At 61.1% G+C, this 19,457-nt stretch carries 21 protein-coding genes; 16 read left to right on the forward strand and 5 right to left on the reverse strand.

Features of this window, described 5'->3' with window-relative positions; genetic code table 11:
* The first annotated feature begins 36 nt into the window (after positions 1-36).
* The 4 genes from ACR1XV_RS06115 to nagA are packed head-to-tail and all read left to right on the forward strand — an operon-like array spanning position 37 to position 3,826.
* Positions 37-924 carry a glucosamine kinase nucleotide-binding domain-containing protein gene (locus ACR1XV_RS06115; protein WP_480529505.1) on the forward strand — a complete coding sequence of 296 codons (888 nt, stop codon included), beginning with the start codon at positions 37-39 and terminating at the stop codon, positions 922-924.
* Complete coding sequence (locus ACR1XV_RS06120) at positions 911-1,666, forward strand: GntR family transcriptional regulator (RefSeq protein ID WP_480529506.1); 756 nt, start codon at positions 911-913, stop codon at positions 1,664-1,666. The genes ACR1XV_RS06115 and ACR1XV_RS06120 overlap by 14 nt, the downstream gene beginning before the upstream one ends.
* Positions 1,667-1,679: 13 nt before the next feature.
* Positions 1,680-2,708: an SIS domain-containing protein gene (locus tag ACR1XV_RS06125; RefSeq protein ID WP_480529507.1), complete on the forward strand. Its 1,029-nt coding sequence runs from the start codon at positions 1,680-1,682 to the stop codon at positions 2,706-2,708.
* Positions 2,705-3,826, forward strand: a complete 1,122-nt coding sequence (gene nagA / locus ACR1XV_RS06130; RefSeq protein WP_480529508.1) for an N-acetylglucosamine-6-phosphate deacetylase — start codon at positions 2,705-2,707, stop codon at positions 3,824-3,826. Before ACR1XV_RS06125 ends, nagA begins: the two co-directional genes overlap by 4 nt.
* On the opposite strand, the gene ACR1XV_RS06135 is transcribed toward nagA, so the two are convergent.
* Complete coding sequence (locus ACR1XV_RS06135) at positions 3,823-4,125, reverse strand: DUF6476 family protein (RefSeq protein WP_480529509.1); 303 nt, start codon at positions 4,123-4,125, stop codon at positions 3,823-3,825. The two genes, nagA and ACR1XV_RS06135, sit on opposite strands and share 4 nt — an antisense overlap.
* On the opposite strand from ACR1XV_RS06135, the gene ACR1XV_RS06140 reads away from it, so the two are divergent.
* The 6 genes from ACR1XV_RS06140 to ACR1XV_RS06165 all read left to right on the forward strand — a co-directional run bounded on the left by ACR1XV_RS06140 (position 4,124) and on the right by ACR1XV_RS06165 (position 9,501).
* Positions 4,124-5,158, forward strand: coding sequence for an RluA family pseudouridine synthase (locus ACR1XV_RS06140; RefSeq protein ID WP_480529510.1), 1,035 nt, complete (start codon positions 4,124-4,126; stop codon positions 5,156-5,158). The genes ACR1XV_RS06135 and ACR1XV_RS06140 overlap by 2 nt on opposite strands.
* A 147-nt stretch (positions 5,159-5,305) precedes the next feature.
* Complete coding sequence (gene rpoH / locus ACR1XV_RS06145; RefSeq protein WP_480529511.1) at positions 5,306-6,202, forward strand: RNA polymerase sigma factor RpoH; 897 nt, start codon at positions 5,306-5,308, stop codon at positions 6,200-6,202.
* A 124-nt stretch (positions 6,203-6,326) separates the two neighbouring features.
* A complete protein-coding gene (locus ACR1XV_RS06150; RefSeq protein WP_480529512.1) occupies positions 6,327-7,301 on the forward strand; it encodes a Gfo/Idh/MocA family protein in 975 nt (324 codons plus the stop codon).
* A gap of 56 nt (positions 7,302-7,357) precedes the next feature.
* Positions 7,358-7,627: a DksA/TraR family C4-type zinc finger protein gene (locus tag ACR1XV_RS06155; protein WP_480529513.1), complete on the forward strand. Its 270-nt coding sequence runs from the start codon at positions 7,358-7,360 to the stop codon at positions 7,625-7,627.
* Positions 7,628-7,639: 12 nt separating this feature from the next.
* Positions 7,640-8,530, forward strand: coding sequence for a DMT family transporter (locus ACR1XV_RS06160; RefSeq protein ID WP_480529514.1), 891 nt, complete (start codon positions 7,640-7,642; stop codon positions 8,528-8,530).
* 299 nt (positions 8,531-8,829) lie between these two features.
* The gene (locus tag ACR1XV_RS06165; RefSeq protein WP_480529515.1) at positions 8,830-9,501 is read left to right on the forward strand and encodes a Crp/Fnr family transcriptional regulator; all 672 of its coding nucleotides are present in this window, start codon (positions 8,830-8,832) and stop codon (positions 9,499-9,501) included.
* A 50-nt stretch (positions 9,502-9,551) separates the two neighbouring features.
* Here the strand turns inward: ACR1XV_RS06165 and ACR1XV_RS06170 are convergent, their stop codons facing one another.
* From ACR1XV_RS06170 to ACR1XV_RS06180, 3 genes are all read right to left on the reverse strand, one after another.
* Positions 9,552-11,372: a M3 family oligoendopeptidase gene (locus ACR1XV_RS06170; protein ID WP_480529516.1), complete on the reverse strand. Its 1,821-nt coding sequence runs from the start codon at positions 11,370-11,372 to the stop codon at positions 9,552-9,554.
* 79 nt (positions 11,373-11,451) lie between these two features.
* Complete coding sequence (locus tag ACR1XV_RS06175; protein WP_480529517.1) at positions 11,452-12,423, reverse strand: alpha/beta fold hydrolase; 972 nt, start codon at positions 12,421-12,423, stop codon at positions 11,452-11,454.
* Positions 12,423-12,713: an SCP2 sterol-binding domain-containing protein gene (locus tag ACR1XV_RS06180; protein ID WP_480529518.1), complete on the reverse strand. Its 291-nt coding sequence runs from the start codon at positions 12,711-12,713 to the stop codon at positions 12,423-12,425. Before ACR1XV_RS06180 ends, ACR1XV_RS06175 begins: the two co-directional genes overlap by 1 nt.
* 30 nt (positions 12,714-12,743) lie before the next feature.
* Here ACR1XV_RS06180 and ACR1XV_RS06185 point away from each other — a divergent pair, with 30 nt between their 5' ends.
* The 6 genes from ACR1XV_RS06185 to ACR1XV_RS06210 all read left to right on the forward strand — a co-directional run bounded on the left by ACR1XV_RS06185 (position 12,744) and on the right by ACR1XV_RS06210 (position 18,647).
* Positions 12,744-13,352 carry a tetratricopeptide repeat protein gene (locus ACR1XV_RS06185; protein ID WP_480529519.1) on the forward strand — a complete coding sequence of 203 codons (609 nt, stop codon included), beginning with the start codon at positions 12,744-12,746 and terminating at the stop codon, positions 13,350-13,352.
* A gap of 21 nt (positions 13,353-13,373) precedes the next feature.
* Positions 13,374-16,190: a helicase-related protein gene (locus ACR1XV_RS06190; RefSeq protein ID WP_480529520.1), complete on the forward strand. Its 2,817-nt coding sequence runs from the start codon at positions 13,374-13,376 to the stop codon at positions 16,188-16,190.
* Between the two features lie 6 nt (positions 16,191-16,196).
* Positions 16,197-16,562 (forward strand): RNA-binding S4 domain-containing protein, encoded by a 366-nt coding sequence (locus ACR1XV_RS06195; RefSeq protein WP_480529521.1) that lies wholly within the window; start codon positions 16,197-16,199, stop codon positions 16,560-16,562.
* A gap of 65 nt (positions 16,563-16,627) precedes the next feature.
* Positions 16,628-16,966: a ferredoxin FdxA gene (fdxA, locus tag ACR1XV_RS06200; protein WP_170682977.1), complete on the forward strand. Its 339-nt coding sequence runs from the start codon at positions 16,628-16,630 to the stop codon at positions 16,964-16,966.
* Between the two features lie 285 nt (positions 16,967-17,251).
* Entirely contained in the window at positions 17,252-17,761 is a 510-nt protein-coding gene (locus tag ACR1XV_RS06205) for a CarD family transcriptional regulator (RefSeq protein WP_170572040.1), read from the forward strand.
* A 124-nt stretch (positions 17,762-17,885) separates the two neighbouring features.
* Positions 17,886-18,647 (forward strand): ion channel, encoded by a 762-nt coding sequence (locus ACR1XV_RS06210; protein WP_480529522.1) that lies wholly within the window; start codon positions 17,886-17,888, stop codon positions 18,645-18,647.
* On the opposite strand, the gene cobS is transcribed toward ACR1XV_RS06210, so the two are convergent.
* Positions 18,644-19,408 carry an adenosylcobinamide-GDP ribazoletransferase gene (gene cobS / locus ACR1XV_RS06215; protein ID WP_480529523.1) on the reverse strand — a complete coding sequence of 255 codons (765 nt, stop codon included), beginning with the start codon at positions 19,406-19,408 and terminating at the stop codon, positions 18,644-18,646. The two genes, ACR1XV_RS06210 and cobS, sit on opposite strands and share 4 nt — an antisense overlap.
* Between the last annotated feature and the right edge of the window lie 49 nt (positions 19,409-19,457).

The following is a 19,457-nucleotide window of genomic DNA, read 5'->3' on the forward strand; positions in this document are numbered from 1 at the left end:
TTCAAAAAACGCAAAAGGTATTATAAAGGTCTTTCTATGACTCGCGCTTCTGATACCATTGTTCTGGCCGTGGATGGCGGCGGCACGCGATGCCGGCTCGCCATCTCGGACGGGGATCGGCTTTGGCAGGTCGAGGTCGGGGCGGCAAATGTCTCAACCGATTTCGATGCGGCCTGTGCGCAGTTGCAGCAGGGGCTGAACGTCGTGCAGCAGCGGGCTGGGATTGATCCGGCGCGGATTGCTGCCGCGCCTGCTTATCTGGGGTTGGCGGGCATCACCGGTCAGCCCTTGGCGGATCGACTGGCCGCCGCGTTGCCGTTGTCGCATGTGCGGATCGAAGATGACCGGGCCGCAGCCCTGCGCGGGGCGCTGGGGCCGCAAGATGGGTTTGTGGCCCATTGCGGAACCGGGTCGTTCTTGGCCGCCCAGCATGGCGGCAAACCACGCTTTGCCGGGGGCTGGGGGCCGGTTCTGGGCGATCAGGCTTCGGCCCAATGGGTGGGGCGGCAAGTGCTGTCGCAGGTGTTGGATTGCGCCGACGGGGTGCGTGCGCCGTCTGAATTGTCGGCGCATCTGCTGTCCCGGTTCGACGGAACGGCGGGCATTGTGGAAGCGGCATCCGGGCTGTCACCGACGGAACTTGGCGCTTTGGCACCGATCGTGACGCAGTACGCCGGGCAGGGGGATGCGCTGGCGCTTTCTATCCTGCAGGCGGGGGCCGGATATCTGTCGGATCGGATGGTCAGGATGGGCTGGGTCCCCGGCCTTCCGATCTGTCTGACCGGAGGCATTGGCCCGCATTACGCCGCCTATCTTCCCGAGGATATGCAGTACGCGCTGGCCGAGCCGCTTGGCGACCCGTTGTCGGGCGCAATCGCGCTGGCCCACGCGTTCAGAGAGGAGATCGAACATGAGCGTTGCTGATTTCCTGAGACCCGAAGGCTGGCTGGGCCAGACCGCCGGTCCCCGCTATGTGCAGCTGCGCCAACGGCTGGAACAGGGGATCGCCGAGGGCATTCTGCCCCCCAACAGCTCGCTTCCGCCCGAGCGTGAGATTGCCGAACTGACCGATCTGTCGCGCGTCACCGTGCGCAAGGCGATTCAAGAGCTGGTGCGCAAGGGAACGATTGAGCAGCGGCAGGGATCGGGGTCTTTCGTGCGCGAACCGGTCGCGCGGGTCGAACAGTCGCTGTCGCATCTGACCTCGTTCACCGAAGACATGGAGCGGCGGGGGTTCGAGACGACCTCGACCTGGCTGGAGCGCGGTATTTTCCTGCCGTCGCCGGATGAGATGTTGGCATTGGGTCTTTCTGCCGATGATCAAGTGGCCCGCATCCACCGCCTGCGCGCGGCCGGGGGGCGACCGATGGCGCTGGAACGCGCGGCGCTGCCGCTGGATATTCTGCCGAACCCGACCGAGGTCTCGGGGTCGCTTTATGCGTTTCTGGGTCGGTCGGGGCACCGCCCCGTGCGGGCGATCCAGAAGATCTCGGCCATTAATCTTGAAGCCACCGAGGCGCGGTTGCTGGAGGTCGCCGAAGGCACCGCCGGGCTGCGCATTCAGCGCACGTCCTATCTGGAAAGCGGACGTGTCGCGGAACTCACCCGATCCATCTATCACGGCGATGCCTACGATTTCGTGGCAGAGCTGCGTCTGTCAAACTGAAAGGCCGGGCACGATGTCCATCCCAACCACCCAAATGCGGCATGAGATCAATGAGATACCTCACGCTGTTGATAGACTATTAACCGATGGTGCCGAGGCCATCGAAGCCGCAGCGCAAGCGGTGCGGGATCATGATCCGAGCTTTCTGATCTCGGTCGCGCGGGGGTCGTCCGATCACGCCTGCAGCTATCTGAAATACGCGTCCGAACTGCTGCTGGGGCTGCCGATGGCCTCGGTCGGCCCAAGTGTCAAGTCGATCTACGGCGTGGATATGCGGTGCCCCGGCGCGCTGTGTATCTCCGTCTCGCAATCGGGCCAAAGCCCCGACATCGTGCGGTTGACGCAATCCCTGACGCAGGGCGGGGCCTATTCCGTTGCCATCACCAACAACACCGACTCGGCGCTGGCTGGCGCGGCCTCGGCAGCGCTGCCGATCCATGCGGGGCCGGAACTGAGCGTTGCGGCGACCAAGACATTCGTCACCTCGCTGGTTGCGGGGCTGTGGCTGCTGGCCGAGGTCAAGGGGGATCGAGAATTGCTGTCGGCGATCCGCGATCTGCCTGACTATCTGGCGCAGGCCATCACCTGCGACTGGGGGGCGGTGGTTGAGGCGGTGGATGGGCAGTCGCTATTCACGCTGGGACGCGGGACGTCCTGGGCGATTTCGAACGAGGCTGCGCTTAAGTTCAAAGAAACCTGCCAGATTCACGCTGAAAGCTATTCGTCGGCTGAGGTGCTGCACGGGCCGGTTTCCATCGTGGATCAGGGGTTCCCGGTGCTTGCCTTCTCATCCGGGGATGCTGCCGAGGCCAACATTGCCGAGGTGGCGGATGCGTTGGCCGCCAAGGGCGCAAAGGTCTTTGCCACGACCGACCGGGTGAAGGATGCGGTCGCGTTGCCGCATGTTCGGACGGCCCATTGGATGACCGACCCGATCGCCTCGATCGCGTCCTTCTACGGCATGGTCGAAACCGTCGCCACCGGTCGCGGCATCAACCCCGACACCCCGCGCCACCTGCGCAAAGTGACGGAGACGGTATGAGCGCGTCGATCCTCACCTTTGCCGGCGGTCCGATCTTTGACGGAGAGGTGCTGCTCACCGACCATGCCGCCCGGTTCGTCGAGGGAACGCTTGAGGCCATTGTGCCGGTGGCCGACTTGCCGCCGGAGACCGAGATCGAAGACCTGTCAGGAGATATCCTCAGCCCCGGCTATGTTGATCTGCAGGTGAACGGCGGCGGCGGGGTGATGTTCAACGATGATCCCTCGGTCGAGACCCTGCAGCGCATCGCTCAGGCGCATCGCGGGCTGGGGGCGGTGTCGATCCTGCCGACGCTGATCACGGACACGCCCGAGAAGACCACCGCTGCCATCGAGGCCGCGATCAAGGCCGTTCAGCGCGGTGTTCCGGGCATTGCGGGGCTGCATCTTGAGGGGCCGCATCTGTCGGTCAAACGGAAGGGCGCGCATGATGGGGCGCTGATCCGGCCGATGGAAGAGGGCGATTTTGACCAGCTTCTGGCTGCTGCCCGCGCATTGCCTGCCCTGATGGTCACGCTGGCACCCGAGAATGCCTCAGACGATCAGGTGGCGGCGTTGTCGCGGGCGGGCGTCATCGTTTCGCTCGGGCATACCGACGCGCCGTTCGACACCTGTATGGCCTATGCAAAAGCCGGCGCGAGCTGCGCGACACATCTGTTCAACGCCATGAGCCAGTTTGGCAGCCGCGACCCCGGTCTGGTCGGCGCGGTGCTGTCCAACGGCGATCTGTCCTCGGGGCTGATCGCGGACACAGTGCACGTTCATCCCGAATCGATGCGTGCGGCGTTTGCTGCCAAACGCGGTCCCGGGCAGATCTTTCTGGTCAGCGACGCGATGGCTGTGGCGGGGACCGATCTGCCGGAGTTCCGGTTGGAAGGGCGGCTGATCCGGCGAGAGCAGGGCAGGCTGACGCTGGAAGATGGCACTCTGGCCGGGGCCGATCTGGACCTGACCACGGCGATCCGAGTGCTGACGCGTGACGTGGGTATCCCGTTGGCCGACGCATTGGCGGCGGCCACGCGCATTCCCGCCCGGCTGATTGGCGCGGATATTGCTCCGATGACGCTGGGCAACGCCATTCGGATTGCGCCAGACCTGAGCCGTGCGCGTCCGGCTTAATCCAGCGTGATCTCCTGACGCTGTTTTCCCGTCGCCTTGTCGAAGATCAGGATGCGATTGTCGTCGGTTACGACCGCGTACCAGTTGTTCCCGATGGTCAGCGCCTGCGCGCGCGCGCCGTCGGGCAGGTCGATCTGATCCGGCAGCGTCGGGGTGCGATCCGATAGGCGGATGACAATCAGGGCGAATGTCACTAGAACCCCGCCAATCATAACCGCGGTCAGCAGCATGACCATGCGCCGCAGCAACCGAAGCTGCGGGGTTTCCTGCGGTTCCTGAGGTTCGGAAGGGACAGTCATGGGCACCCGCCTGATAGAGTTTCATATCGCGGCCGCGCCGCCGCCCCGCCTTGATAAGGCGCTTGCGCGGGATGTGCCAGCGGAAGAGAACTTGTCGCGCACCCGGCTGACCCGTTTGATCGGCGACGGGGCTGTGACGGTCGATGGCGCTGTCATTGACGACCCAAAGGCGCGGATTGCAGAAGGCGCGCAGATCGGGATCACCGTGGCCGAGGCCGAAGACAGCCATATCGGCCCCGAGGATATCCCGCTGGATGTGGTCTATGAGGATGACGATCTGATCGTGATCAATAAACCCGCGGGGATGGTGGTGCATCCGGCTCCGGGCTCTCCGAACGGGACGCTGGTCAATGCGCTGCTGCATCATTGCGGGGATGATCTGTCCGGTGTGGGCGGCGTCAAGCGTCCGGGAATCGTGCACCGGATCGACAAGGAAACCAGCGGCCTGCTGGTGGTGGCCAAGTCGGACGCGGCGCATCATGGGCTCGCTGCCCAGTTCGAGGCGCATACGGTCGAACGCTACTATCGCGCGGTCTGTTACGGTGTGCCCGACGCCAACGATCCCCGGTTACGCGGCATCAAGGGCGTCAGCTTTGAACCGGGCAACATCATGCGCTTGACCACGCAGCTGGCGCGGCACAAGACCGACCGGCAACGGCAGGCTGTGCTGTTCCACGGCGGCCGCCATGCGGTGACGCGGGCGCGGATCGTCGAGGTGTTCGGGACGCCCGGCGGTCTGTCCCTGATCGAATGCTGGCTGGAAACCGGTCGGACGCACCAGATTCGCGTCCATATGGCTCATGCCGGTCACGGCTTGGTGGGCGATCCGGTTTATGGCGGCAAACGCAAACTGGCCGCGCGGGCCTTTACACCTGCCGCCGCCGAGGCCGTGCGCGCCTTTCCCCGACAGGCGCTGCACGCTGCTGTGCTGGGCTTTGAACATCCGGTCTCGGGCGAGATGCTGCGGTTCGAGGCCGCGCTGCCGCAGGACATCGAGGACCTGCTTGCGGCGGTCCGGCAACCGGTGAAATAAACCGCAAAGCCTTGTGAGACGGGCAATTTTAGCTTTTATTTACATCTGGTTAATTCCAGACTGATAGATGATCCTCTTGAATGTGTTGGGTCTGCTCCCCATATCCCATGTTAAGGGCTTAAACATTTGTCCAAGGGACGGAAATAAATGGCAAATTACTCAAATCTTCCGGCACCGACACCCGAGGGTGGTCTGAACCGCTATATGCAGGAGATTCGCAAGTTTCCTCTGCTGGAGCCGGAGGAGGAATATATGCTGGCCAAGCGCTGGGTCGAGGAACAGGATACCGAAGCTGCGCATAAAATGGTCACGTCGCACCTGCGTCTGGCAGCGAAAATCGCCATGGGCTATCGCGGCTATGGCCTGCCGCAGGCCGAGGTGATTTCCGAGGCCAATGTGGGCCTGATGCAGGCCGTCAAGAAGTTCGACCCCGAGAAAGGGTTCCGTCTGGCGACCTACGCCATGTGGTGGATTCGCGCCTCGATCCAGGAATACGTCCTGCGGTCGTGGTCGATGGTGAAACTGGGCACAACCTCGGCGCAGAAAAAGCTGTTCTTCAACCTGCGTAAGGCCAAGGCGCGTATTGGTGCGTTGGAAGAGGGCGATTTGCGCCCGGAAAACGTGGCCAAGATCGCCGAAGACCTTGGCGTGACCGAAGAGGAAGTTATCAGCATGAACCGCCGGATGTCCGGTGGCGATGCCTCGCTGAACGCGACCGTGGGGTCCGAGGGCGAGGGCACCATGCAATGGCAGGACTGGTTGGAGGATGAAGACGCCGACCAGGCGGGCGATTACGAGGCGCGCGACGAGCTTGAGGCCCGGCGCGAGTTGCTGGCTGCTGCGCTGGATGTGCTGAATGATCGTGAAAAGGACATCCTGACCCAGCGCCGCTTGATGGATCAGCCTGTAACGCTTGAGGAGCTCAGCACGCAGTACCATGTCAGCCGCGAACGCATCCGCCAGATCGAAGTGCGCGCGTTTGAGAAGCTGCAGAAAAAGATGCGCGAACTGGCCCGCGAAAAAGGCATGCTGGGCGCGGTCTGATCTGATCGCATTTTAGAAACCAAGACCGGTCTGACGTTGTCAGGCCGGTTTTTTATGCGGATGACAGGTCCGTCGCACGCTGCTACACAGCCGATAGCGCTAACGCCATGAGGGAGGGGCCGTGATGCACAAGCCAGTTCAATGGGGTATTCTGGGAGCATCGAAATTCGCGCGTCAGCAGATGGGGCCCGCGATCCATGCGGCGCATGATGCGCGGCTTGCGGGTTTGGCAACGTCCGATCCGGCCAAGGCCGAGCCGTTTCAGCAGTTCTGCCCTGATTTGAATGTCTATGACAGCTATGACGCGTTGCTGGCGGATCCGGCAATCGAGGCCGTCTATATCCCTCTGCCGAACCATCTGCATGTGGAATGGAGCCTGAAGGCGCTGGACGCGGGCAAGCATGTTTTGTGTGAAAAACCGATGACCATGCGGGCCGCGGAATTTGACCAACTGATCGAGAAACGAGATCAGACCGGTTTGCTGGCGGCCGAGGCTTATATGATCGTCCATCACCCCCAATGGCAGTTGGCGCGCAAGCTGATTGCCGATGGGGCGATCGGCAAACTGGTGCATGTCACTGGGGTGTTCAGCTATGATAACCGCGCGGACGTTGGCAATATTCGCAACCGCCCTGAAACTGGCGGTGGTGGGTTGCGCGATATCGGCGTCTATGTGATCGGTGGCGCGCGGTTTGCGACAGGGCAAGAGCCCGCCTCGGTCTCAGGTGCAATCCGGTGGGAGAATGACGTAGACGTGTTCACCGAAATCCGGGCGCGGTTTCCCGATTTCACCTATTCGGCCTACGTCTCGACCCGGATGCACCCGCATCAAGCGATGGAGTTTCACGGCGAAGGCGGCGTCATCCGTCTGACTGCACCGTTCAACGCCCGGCTTTTTGGCGAGGCACGAGTCGAACTGCATCGCCCGGGGCTGGAACTGCAAGTGACGCGTTTTCCCGGCGACGATCACTATGAGCTGCAGGTCGAGGCCTTTGGTCAGACGGTGCGTGAGGGTGCCGAGTATCCCTGTCCGCTGGAATTCGCGCGTGGCACACAAGCGGTGATTGATCAGGTCTTTGACAATGCCGTGACGCTGTAACTTGCCATGAGCCAGGCGCATCGACTAGTCTGGTCCGAGCGATCAGGAGGGGTGCAATGGCGGGCGGTTGGGCGCGCGACGGCGCGGTAAGCGAACAGATCGAAGCATCAATTTCGGACGAACTGGCGCGCATGCAAGCGCAAAAGCGCCCCGTGGGCGAAAGCCTGACCCATTGTGCCGAATGCGAAGAACCCATCCCCGAAAAACGCCGTCTTGCGCTACCGGGCGTTAAGCTGTGTCTCGATTGCCAGCAAGAGCGGGACGGTGCCTACAAAGCGCGTTCGGGCATCAACCGACGTGGGTCGAAAGATAGTCAGCTGAAGTAACCCGAGGTCCCCTTGCAGCACCGGTCGCAGAAATCGTCATGGCTGCAAAACGGCCTGCTGCTGGGCTTTCTGGCCGCATTTCTGTGGGGCACGCACAGCGTTATCGTCCGCTACCTGACCAACGATCTGGGCGGGTTGCAGATCGCCGTGTCACGGTTGTTCATCGCGGCCTTGGCGATCTATCTCCTGTTGCGGCTGATGGGGGCGCAGGTTTCCGTCCGGTTCAAGGACTGGAACTTCCGGCTGGCGGTCCTGTCGACTGTTGTGAACTACATCCTGTTCCATATCGGATTGGAGCATACGGGGGCCGCCAATGCCATGGTGCTGGAGAACACGGCGCCCTTCTTTGTGTTGATTTTCCTCTATTTCTTCGCGGATACCACCATAAGGCGCAGGGATGTGCTGGCCACCGTGCTGGCGATCCTTGGCGTGTCCCTGACCGTCTATCGCGATTTTCAGGGCGGCGGCGAACCCCTGCTGGGTGACCTGATGGAGATCGGGGCGGGGCTAAGTTGGGCGGTCTTTCTGATCTCAAGCAGCCGGGCGATGCAGGCATCGGAAACCACCGCTGAGCGGCTGAATTTCCTGTTCGGGATATTCCTGTGCTCGGGTGCGCTGCTGGTGCCGCTGGCGGCCCTTACATTGCAAATGCCCACGGCCAACGATCTTGTCTTCCTGATCCTGCTGGGCGTCTTGCCGACCGCGCTGGCCTACTACCTGTGGTACGAGGCCGCGGCCCGTGTATCGACGCTGACCGCGACGCTTTTATTCGCGGCCTCGGTTGTATTCACCTTTGTCAATTCGGCGGTATTCCTCGGGGCGACCATCACGCCGCTTGCAATCGTGGGTGCGATCCTGATCGTCGCGGCGATTTTTATCACATCTGTGAAGCAATCCGGCTGAGCGCTTCAACGGGGACACGCTTGGGCATTCTGCGGGCCGATCCGAGCAGGGATCGCGTATAAATCGGGCATCTGGTCGAAGTTTGGTTCATTTTTAATGCTGGGACCCGCGCATTTGTTTCGGATTGAGAGTGGTGCGCTAAGCCAAAGAATTCGTTTCTGTTTTGCCTATTATTTGGGCGCATAAATTCGAAGAATTGAATAAATGTTTTCTAAACAAATGCTTACGATTTGACATGAATCAAACTGATATAAATTGGCTTCCGCTAGCAGAGTGTTAGACCACAGCCGGATTAAGCCATGTTTGACTTCAGCCAGGATGCTCTGCAGGACAGCTCACTTTTGGATCAGCTGTCGCCCGAAATGCGCAAAACCCTGCTTTCCCGTGCTCAAAAGAGGGTTTTTACCCGCGGGCAGACGATCTGTTTGCAGGATGAACCCTGCAGCAGCCTGAAGATTGTTCTGGACGGTTGGATCAAACTCTACCGGGTTTCGGCCTCGGGTCACGAAGCGCTGCTGGCGATGCTTCAAGGCGGGCAGAGCTTTGATGAAATCTCGGCGTTACGTGGGGTGCCAATCACGGCGAACGCCGAGGCCGTAACGGATTGTGAGGTACTGTTCGTTGACATCTCGGCCGTCTGCGACTGCCTTGATGCGAGAACCGAGATCGCTGTGGCCGTTCTGTCTGCCGCTTCCTCTCATCTGCAGGACATGATGCATGAGGTGGAGTCGCTGAAGGTCCTGACCGGTTATGAGAGGTTGTGCAATTTCCTGGTGCGGCTGTCGGAAAAGCAGGGTGACCGCAACAGGCTTGAGTTGCCGTTCGAGAAGGTTGTTCTTGCGTCCATGCTGGGGATGAAGCCCGAGAGTCTTTCGCGCGCGTTTGGAAAGCTGCGCAAGATTGGTGTTGAAAGCGAACTGAAGTCCGTTGTTATCCGCGACTTCGGGCAGCTGGAAAGCGTGGTTCAATAAAAAACGCGCCCGGGTTTTATGCGGGCGCGTGGCTGTTTGTCTGGAAAGCCTTATGCTTCCATCGCCTCCAATTCGTCAATGAAGCCCGAGATCATCGACAGGCCCTTGTCCCAGAACTCCGGGTCGCTGGCGTCCAGTCCGAACGGGGCCAGCAATTCCTTGTGGTGCTTGGACCCTCCGGCGCGCAGCATCTCGAAATACTTGTCTTCAAACCCTTCCGCACCGCTTTCATAGACCGAATAGAGCGCGTTTACGAGGCCATCGCCGAACGCATAGGCGTAGACGTAGAAGGGCGAGTGGACGAAATGCGGGATGTAGGCCCAGAAGGTCTCATAGCCCTCCATGAACTCGAATGCCGGCCCAAGGCTTTCGGCCTGAACGCTCATCCAAAGGGCGTTGATGTCATCCGGGGTCAGCTCACCCTCGCGGCGCGCGGCGTGGAGTTTGCATTCGAAATCATAAAACGCGATCTGGCGGACGACCGTGTTGATCATATCCTCAACCTTGCCTGCCAGCAGCACCTTGCGCTGTTCCGGGGTTTCGGCCTGATCCAACATTTTGCGGAAGGTCAGCATTTCACCGAAGACCGAGGCGGTTTCGGCCAGCGTCAGCGGGGTTGAAGACAGCATCTCTCCCTGATCGGCGGCCAGTACCTGATGCACGCCATGGCCCAGTTCATGCGCCAGGGTCATCACGTCGCGCGGCTTGCCCAGATAGTTGAGCATCACATAAGGGTGCACCTCGGTGACGGTGGGGTGGGCGAACGCACCCGGCGCTTTGCCGGGCTTCACCGCCGCATCAATCCATCCTTTCGAGAAGAACGGAGACGCAATCTCACCCATACGCGGATCAAAGGCGTTATAGGCGTCCATCACCGTTTGCTCGGCCTCGTCCCAACCGACAATGCGGGTGTCTTCCATCGGCAGCGGCGCGTTGCGGTCCCAGACCTGCATCACGTCCAGACCCAGCCATTTGCGCTTCAGCTCATAGTACCGATGGCTGAGTTTGGGGTAGGCGGCCACGACCGCCTCGCGCAGGGCCTCAACCACCTCGGGTTCGACATCGTTCGACAGGTGGCGACCGGTCTGCGCGGTTGGCATGTTGCGCCAGCGGTCGACGATCTGTTTTTCCTTGGCTTGCGTATTATGAACGCGCGCGAAGGTCTTGATGTTGCTTTGGAAAACGCTTGCCAGTTCGCGCGCGGCAGCCTCGCGTTTGGTGCGGTCCTGCTCGGTCAGCAGGTTCAGGGTGCCTTCGATGTTCAGCTCGTCGCCATCGACGGTGAAAGTCAGGCCTGCGATGGTCTCGTCGAACAGGCGTTCCCACGCATCGCCAACAACGCCGAGGTCATGCAGGAATTTTTCCAACTCGTCGGATAGCTGATAAGGCTTCATTGCGCGGATCCGGCGGAACACTGGTTCGTACCGCGCCAGGTCGGCGTTGGTGTCGAAATGTGCCTTCAGCGCATCATCGTCCAAGCGGTTGATTTCCAGTGTGAAGAACACCAGCGGGGTGGTGAATACGGTGATCTTTTCCTGCATGTCCGACAGAAACTTCGCCCGGTCCGCATCGGTAGTCAGCTGGTAGTAGCGCAGCCCGGCAAAGGACATGATCCGCCCGGCGATGGCGTTGATCTTCTCGTTGCGCAGCACGCAGGTCAGCAGACCAGCGGCATCTAGTTCGGCCAGCTTGCCCTCGTAGTCCGCGGCGAAAGAGGCGCATTCACCCTCAAGCCAGTCCAGATCGCGGGACAGTTCAGGCGCGTCTTCCGAGGTATAGAGATCCGTCAGATCCCATTCCGGCAGGTTGCCCAGATCATCGGTGCCACCGCCTGCATTTGCGTCACGAACGGGGAAGGGAAGGTCGCGCATGGGTCACCTCGAATAAACTGCGTTGGCAAACATTTAGGCCTGACGCGCGCGGATCACAAGCAGCCTGTCCGGGCGGGCCTTACACGCAAGGCTCGGGCTTGGGGTCGGCCTTGGCCGCCGAGAAATGGGTGGCCAGTTGATCAAAGACAGGCCCGCGCACCTCGGGGGCTTCCATCAACACTTCGTGTTCGCCGTCCGGGATTTCGACCAGAGTGCCGCTGGGCCAGTTCGCCATGCGGGCGCGGATGGCCTTGCGGTCCACGATCTGTTCGTGGCTGCCAAGGAAGGTCAGGGCCGGGATGTCGGGCGCGGTCTGCTCCATCAGCCAGGCGCATTCGTCCAGTGCCTCGCGCAGCCAGATTGTTGAAGGCGCGCCGAGCGCCAGATCGGGATGGGCCGCCAACTGATCCCGCATCATCTGGTACATCGCTGGGTCGCGGGTCAGGACATTGCCTTCGAAGGGCTGCGAGACGACATAGCTTTCCAGTGATGTTGTCGGCGGTGTTTTTTCTCCAAGCCCCAGACGCGGCCCCCAATAGGCGGTCAACTGGCTGAGCGGTTTCATGATCGGCGTAAAGAAGATACCCCACATCGGCCCGGTAAACGCGCAGGTGGCAAAGTCCGAGCCTTCCAGCACCGCGCGCAGACCGATGGCTCCGCCCATGGAATGGCCGATCACGTGCCACGGTCTGGGCAATTCCAACTGCCGGGCCAACGCCAGCGTGGCACGCACATCACGTTGAAAATCGGTAAATTTCTCGACGTGGCCAATGCGCGGGTCCGGCAGCAAACGGTCCGCAAGACCCTGTCCGCGCCAGTCGACAGACAGGCTGGCAAAGCCACGGCTGACAAATTCGCCTGCTGCATTGCCATATTTCTCGACATATTCCGTGCGGCCGGGGAACAGCATCACCGTACCGCGTGCATCACCAGCGGGGCGCCAATGCCCAACGCGGATGCGTTTGCCGTCTTCGGTGGTCAGCCAATGTGCCACACCACCGGCAGGGCCGCCGGCCACGTCTTCGAACAAGGGGGCCGGCGAGAACTCCATCAGGCCAGCACCGAGGCAAGTTTCATGGCGACACCCATATCTCCATCCACGCTCAGCTTGCCGGACATGAAAGCCCCGGTGGGGTTCAGGTCGCCGCTGAGGATTTGCTCGAACGTATCGGCATCGGCGCTGAGCGTCACATCGGCGTCTTCATCGCTGACGCGCGCGCCGTTTGCATCCAGAACGATAGCGCCCAGATCGGCGATTGCAAATTTGGCTGACGCGTCGAAATCACCGCCCGACAGTTTCTCATTCAATGCCGCTGCGGCTTTTTCCAATGTGTCGCTCATGGTCTTCCTCATTTTGTTAGTGCGCCGTGAATGGACATCCCCGGTCGCTACGCTACACTGACCATTGTTATGGGCATTGCAATCACCAATCTCAAAGGTACCGTTGCGGCACTTGCTGCGATAGTCATGTTTTCCACCACCGGCACCGCGCAACAGGCGGATTTGCGGGACGAGGCCGCGCTGTTGCAGCAACTGGCGCAGTCCACGCCCGAGCAGGCGGTCAGTTTGGACCGCCAGTTGCAGGCGTTGTGGGCGCAGTCGGGCTCGGCCTCGGCCGACCTGCTGCTGGAACGCGGCCGCGAGGCTTTGGACGATGGCGATGTCGAGGCTGCGATTGATCACCTGACCGCGCTGACCGATCACGCCCCGGGCTTCGCCGAGGGCTGGCACGTGCGCGCCTCTGCGTTCTTCAGCATTGATCGTTTCGGCATGGCGGCGGCGGATCTCGAGCACACTTTGACACTCAACCCCAACCACTACGAGGCGATCTATGGTCTCGGCCTGATCTTCGAGATCGTGGACAAGCCGGAACAGGCGCTTGATGCCTATTCGCGCGCGCTGGCTATACATCCCCATCACGAAGAAGTAACCAATGCCGTGAATCGGCTGAAGCCTCGGGTTGAAGGCAAGGCCCTTTAGGTTCCGGATCAGGGGGCAAAGGTGAGCGGGTCATCCCGGGTAGTGGCCGTACTTGGCCCGACCAACACAGGCAAAACCCATTACGCAATCGAACGTATGCTGGGCTATCGGACCGGCGTCATCGGTCTGCCGCTGCGACTGCTGGCGCGTGAGGTCTATGACAAGATCGTTGCCATTCGCGGACCGTCCGTCGTGGCGCTGGTAACGGGCGAAGAACGCATCGTGCCACCGCGCACGCAATACTGGGTCTGCACGGTCGAGGCGATGCCCGAAGGCATGGGGGCCGATTTCGTCGCCATTGATGAAATCCAGCTGTGCGCCGACCCCGAACGCGGCCATGTCTTTACCGACCGGCTGCTGCGCGCCCGCGGTACGCATGAGACGCTGTTTCTGGGCTCTGACACCATGCGCGGTACTATTGCCGTGCTGGTGCCCGAGGCACAGTTCGTCCGGCGCGAGCGGATGTCGCAACTGGTCTATTCGGGCTCCAAGAAGATCAGCCGGATGCCCGCGCGCAGTGCGATCGTCGGATTCTCGGTCGATAACGTTTACGCCATTGCCGAACTGCTACGCCGCCAAAAGGGTGGGGCAGCCGTGGTCATGGGCGCGCTTAGCCCGCGTACCCGGAACGCACAGGTCGATTTGTACCAAAATGGCGAGGTCGACTATCTGGTCGCCACCGATGCCATCGGAATGGGGCTCAATCTGGATGTGAACCACGTGGCGTTCTCGTCCCTGACCAAGTTCGACGGGCGACGGATGCGTCCTCTGGCCCCCAACGAATTGGCTCAGATCGCCGGGCGCGCCGGGCGCGGTATGTCGGATGGCACTTTTGGCGTCACGGGCGAGGCTCCGCCACTGGACGAGGGCACAGCTCAGGCGATCATGGACAGCCGCTTTACGCCGATGAAAAAGCTGAACTGGCGGAATGCCGCTTTGCGGTTTGGCTCGATCGAGGCGCTGATCACATCGCTTGAGGTCAGCCCCAACAGCGAACATCTGATCAAGGCGCGGCCTGCCGACGACCTGAACGTGTTGAAATCCCTGTCGCAAGCGACCGAAGTGATGGCCCGCGCCAGCGACCCGCAATCGGTCAGGTTGCTGTGGGATGTGTGCCGAATCCCCGATTTCCGGGGCATCAGCCATGCCGAGCACGCAAGCTTGCTTGAGGTGATCTATGGACACCTGCACGAACGCGGGTCCATTCCCGATGACTTCATGGCGCGGCAAATCCGCCGGATCGACAGAACAGACGGGGATATTGATGCGCTGTCCAAACGTCTGGCATATATTCGCACCTGGACATATGTTGCGCAGCGAAATGGCTGGGTGCGTGACGAATCCCATTGGCGCGAGGAAACGCGCACTGTAGAAGACAGGCTGTCGGACGCTCTGCATGACCGTTTGACCAAACGATTTGTGGACCGGCGCACATCCGTCTTGCTGCGCCGGCTCAAACAGAAGGAGGCCCTTTTGGCCGAAGTAAATGACAAGGGTGAAGTGACCGTCGAAGGCGAATTCGTCGGTCGTCTGGAAGGGTTCCGGTTTACCCCGGACAAAGCCGCGCAGGGGACCGAGGCGAAAGCCTTGAAATCCGCGTCTTTGCAAGCACTCGCGCCGCAATTCCATCTGCGTGCCGACCGTTTCTACAACGCGCCCGATACCGAAATTGATTTCACTGATCAGGGCGGCCTGATGTGGGGCGAATATGCTGTTGGCAAACTGGTTGCAGGGGCCGAACCGCTGAAACCGGTTGTCGAGGTCTTTGTAGATGAGGCCGCAGGCCCGGACGTCGAACAGAAGGTTCAGCGCCGCTTGCAGCACTTCGTCGACCGCAAGGTTGCCGCGCTGTTCGAGCCGCTGCTGAACCTGTCGCGAGACGAGGAACTGAGCGGTCTCGCCAAAGGCTTTGCCTTCCGCATGGTCGAGGCGCTGGGCGTGCTGCCCCGCGCGCAGGTCGCGCAAGAGGTCAAGGATCTGGATCAGGACGCCCGCGGCGCGTTGCGCAAGCACGGCATCCGGTTTGGCCAGTTCACCATCTTCATGCCGCTACTGCTGAAACCCGCGCCGACGCGCCTGCGTCTGGTGCTGTGGGCGCTGTCGGGTGGTCTGCAGGAATTCCCCGAAGCGCCGCCTCCGGGTCTGGTCACCGTGCCGGTCGCCAAGGATGCGCCGGCGGGATATGACACCATGTGCGGCTACCGCGATGCCGGTGAGCGTTCGATCCGCATCGACATGCTGGAACGTCTGGCCGACATGCTGCGCGCCGAAGACAGCCGGGGCGGGTTTGAGGCCAAGGCCGACATGCTCTCGATCACCGGTATGACGCTGGAACAGTTCGCCGACCTGATGCAGGGGCTGGGCTACAAAGCCGACCGTGGCGAGCGCGAAAAGGTCAAGGCCGCACCGGTCGAACAGCCTGCCGCAGAAGCGCCCGAGCAACCTGCCGTCGAAGAAACCCCGGCAGACGCGGTTGCGACCGAGGAGGCGAGCGCGACCGCCGATGCGTCAGCCGAGGCCACCGAAAGCACCGAGGCGGCAGCCGAGGCCCCGGCGGTAGAACAGCCGGCGGAATCTGCATCGGACGAACCCGAGGTTGAGGTTTTCTATACCTTCACATGGGGTCGCCAGCGTCAGCCGAACCGTGGTCCGCGTCGTGAACAGGGGCAAGGCAAGGGCAAGCCGCGTGGGAAACCTCAGGGCAGGCCGCAGGGTAAGAAGGGCGGCAAGCCTCAGGGTGCCAAATCCTTCTCGTCGCGGCCTCCGAAGAAGGAAAAGGCCATCGATCCAGACAACCCGTTTGCCGCCGCGCTGATGGGTCTGAAGGACAGCAACTAAAAGCCGATGGCCGAGGCCAAGCTGCGGATCGACAAATGGTTGTGGCAGGCGCGGTTCTTCAAGACCCGCAGCCTGGCCGCCAAACAGGTCAGCGGCGGCCATGTCCGGCTAAACGGAAACCGGGTATTGAAACCGGCGCAAGCCGTGGCCCCCGGGGACGTTCTGACCTTTCCACAGGGCCGGATCGTCCGGGTGGTGCGCATCGAAGCATTGGGCGAGCGGCGCCGGCCGGCCCCCGAGGCCCAGGCTTTGTACTTCGATATGACCGAAAAACAGGACGCGCCGCCCAGGAATCCCGGTTTTGAGGGAAAAGGTCGCCCAACTAAGAAAGAACGGCGTGCGCTTGACCTTTCTCGCACCCCAAAGGGGTGATCTTCTCTTGAAGAGGCGGGCAGACTGAATTAGCTAGTCGCCAAAGCGCAAACGGGAAATCCGACATGACCTACGTTGTCACCGAAAACTGCATTGGCTGCAAATACACCGACTGTGTCGAGGTATGCCCGGTGGACTGTTTCTACGAAGGCGAGAACACCCTGGTCATTCACCCGGACGAATGCATCGATTGCGGTGTCTGCGAACCCGAATGCCCCGCCGATGCGATACGCCCCGATACCGAGCCGGGGATGGAGCAGTGGGTCGAGTTCAACCGGAAGTTCTCGGAAATGTGGCCGGTGATCGTAACCAAGAAAGATCCCCTTCCCGAGGCCGAAGAACGCGACGGCGAAGAAGGGAAGATGGAGAAATATTTCTCGGAAGCGCCGGGCGAAGGCGGTTAAGCGATTCGGCGGTCAAGATCGTCGAAATGACAAGTGATCCACGCGCTAAGGCGCTGAAATAAAAATACTTTACCGGCTTGAATGCAGGTCGGCCTTTTGAGTGTCGCAATTTTGTGATATACTCTACCACGAATGATGACTGTGATTGGGATGTGCTCCGTAAGTATGCTCGCTTTGGAGTTCTGATTTTATGACAAAAAAGCCGCCTGACGGGGCCGTATATGGCCTCGGCTGGGGTGTTTTTGTCGTCTCATGTCCCGGTCTCGTAACGAAGGATGTATCTGAATGTCGAAGTCCAAGAAGCTTGAGTTCCGCCCGAACGATTATGTCGTCTATCCCGCCCATGGCGTGGGGCAGATCATCTCGATCGAGGAACAGGACGTTGCGGGGTTCTCGCTCGAGCTGTTTGTGATCTCCTTTGAGAAGGACAAGATGACCCTGCGCGTGCCGACCAACAAGGTGACCGAATCCGGTCTGCGTTCGCTCAGCTCGCCGGATGTCATCTCTCAGGCGATGAAAACGCTGAAGGGCAAGGCGAAGGTCAAACGTGCCATGTGGTCGCGCCGGGCGCAGGAATATGAACAGAAAATCAACTCGGGCGATCTGATCTCGATTGCCGAAGTTGTCCGTGACCTGCACCGCACCGACGACCAGCGCGAGCAGAGCTATTCCGAGCGTCAGCTTTATGAGGCCGCGCTTGAGCGCCTGACCCGCGAAGTTGCCGCCGTATCCGGCGCGGATGAGATTTCCGCCGCAAAGCAGGTGGACGAAGTCCTGACCTCGCGCGCCGCCTGATCGCGATTGCGCAATGGTATGGGTCGTTCCGGTATCCGGAGCGGCCCTTTTTCATGGCTGAACGCTTGGTCCGCTGATGCTTGTCGGGTATTTTCCTGTTACCGCAGGAGGATACGGGGCCACGATGAAGCAAACTGTAAAGTTCCTCTATATCAGCCACGAGCCGGTATCGGTCTGGTTCCGCTATGGCCTGATCCTGTTCGACATCGCCTCGATCATCTTCTTTGTCGCCACCGCAAACATCCCGCATGGGCCCGGGCTGACGGTGGCGAGTATCGGGGTGGGGCTGATCATCCTGCTGGATTTCTCGGCCCGGATGTGGATTTCCAAGGACCGCTGGAAGCTGCTGCGGCAGATTTATACGCTGGCCGATATCGTGGTGATTGTCTCGTTGATCCTCGATCCGTTTCTGACCGGAAATCTGGCCTTTCTGCGGATCTTGCGGGCGCTGCGTCTGATCCATTCCTATCACCTGCTGCGCGATCTACGCCGCGACAGCCCGTTCTTTCGCACACATGAGGATGCGGTGATTGCGGCGATCAACCTGATGGTTTTTGTCTTCGCGACCTCAACCGCCGTGCTGGTGTTCTTTGTCCCCGAGGATGCGCAGACCCCCTATATCGACGCGCTGTACTTCACCATGGCGACGCTGACGACGACGGGGTTCGGGGACATCACGCTGACCACGCCTGCGGGCAAGCTGTTTTCCGTCTTTATCATGGTGGTCGGCGTGGCGCTGTTCGTACGGCTGGCGCAGGCGATCTTCATGCCGCAGAAGGTGCGTTACAAATGCCCCAGCTGTGGCTTGTTCCGCCACGATCCCGACGCGGTGCATTGCAAGCATTGCGGAGAAACGCTTCGGATCGAGACCGGCGGCGCGGCCTAGAGCGATGCGGTCAGCGCCAGAAGGAAGGCAATTTCCGAGACCTGTTGTGTGGCCCCCAGAATATCGCCGGTCTGACCTCCGATCTTGACCTTGGCAAGCCGGGCGATAATCACAGCCCCCAGCAGGGCGCACAGCATTGGGGCGATGGCCGATCCGCCCAACAGCAGCAGAGACAGCAGGGCGGCCAGTCCAAGACCTGCCAACACCGAAGGCAACGGAGGTGCGCCGACCGAATGGCTGAGCCCCGCGCGCCGCGCATTCGGCAGGGCGCGCATCAGCACGGGCATCAGGGCGCGGGAAAACAGGCAGGCGGCCAGAACTCCGGTCAGCAGGCCTGCACCGATTAGGGTCATGATCGCCGCGACGCGCAGCATTTGGGATAGCAGCAAGGCCAGCACGCCGTAGGTGCCGATATGGCTGTCTTTCATGATCTCCAGGCGGCGTTCGGTCGTGAACCCGCCCCAGAGCCCGTCGGCTGTATCGGCCAGCCCGTCCTCATGCATCGCTCCGGTCGCGAGGATCAGGACGGCGACCAGCAAGGTGGCAGCGGCAAGGGTCGGCAACTGCGCCCAGACCGCAATCCACGCGACCCCGCAGGCCAGCGCCCCGACAACCAGCCCGGCCAGCGGATATGCCCATGCCGCACGCGACTGGCGGGCAAAGGCGTCCTCAGGCAGGTGTGGCAAGGGCAGGCGAGTCAACAGGACCAGAGCCAGCGGGATATCCCACAGGGAAAACGGGGTGGTGTCGTTTTTGGTCACTCCCAGGCCTTTCAGGGTCTTGTTGCTGTGCCAGCATTGGTTAAACACA

The organism is Ruegeria sp. AD2(2025) (assembly GCF_056542385.1).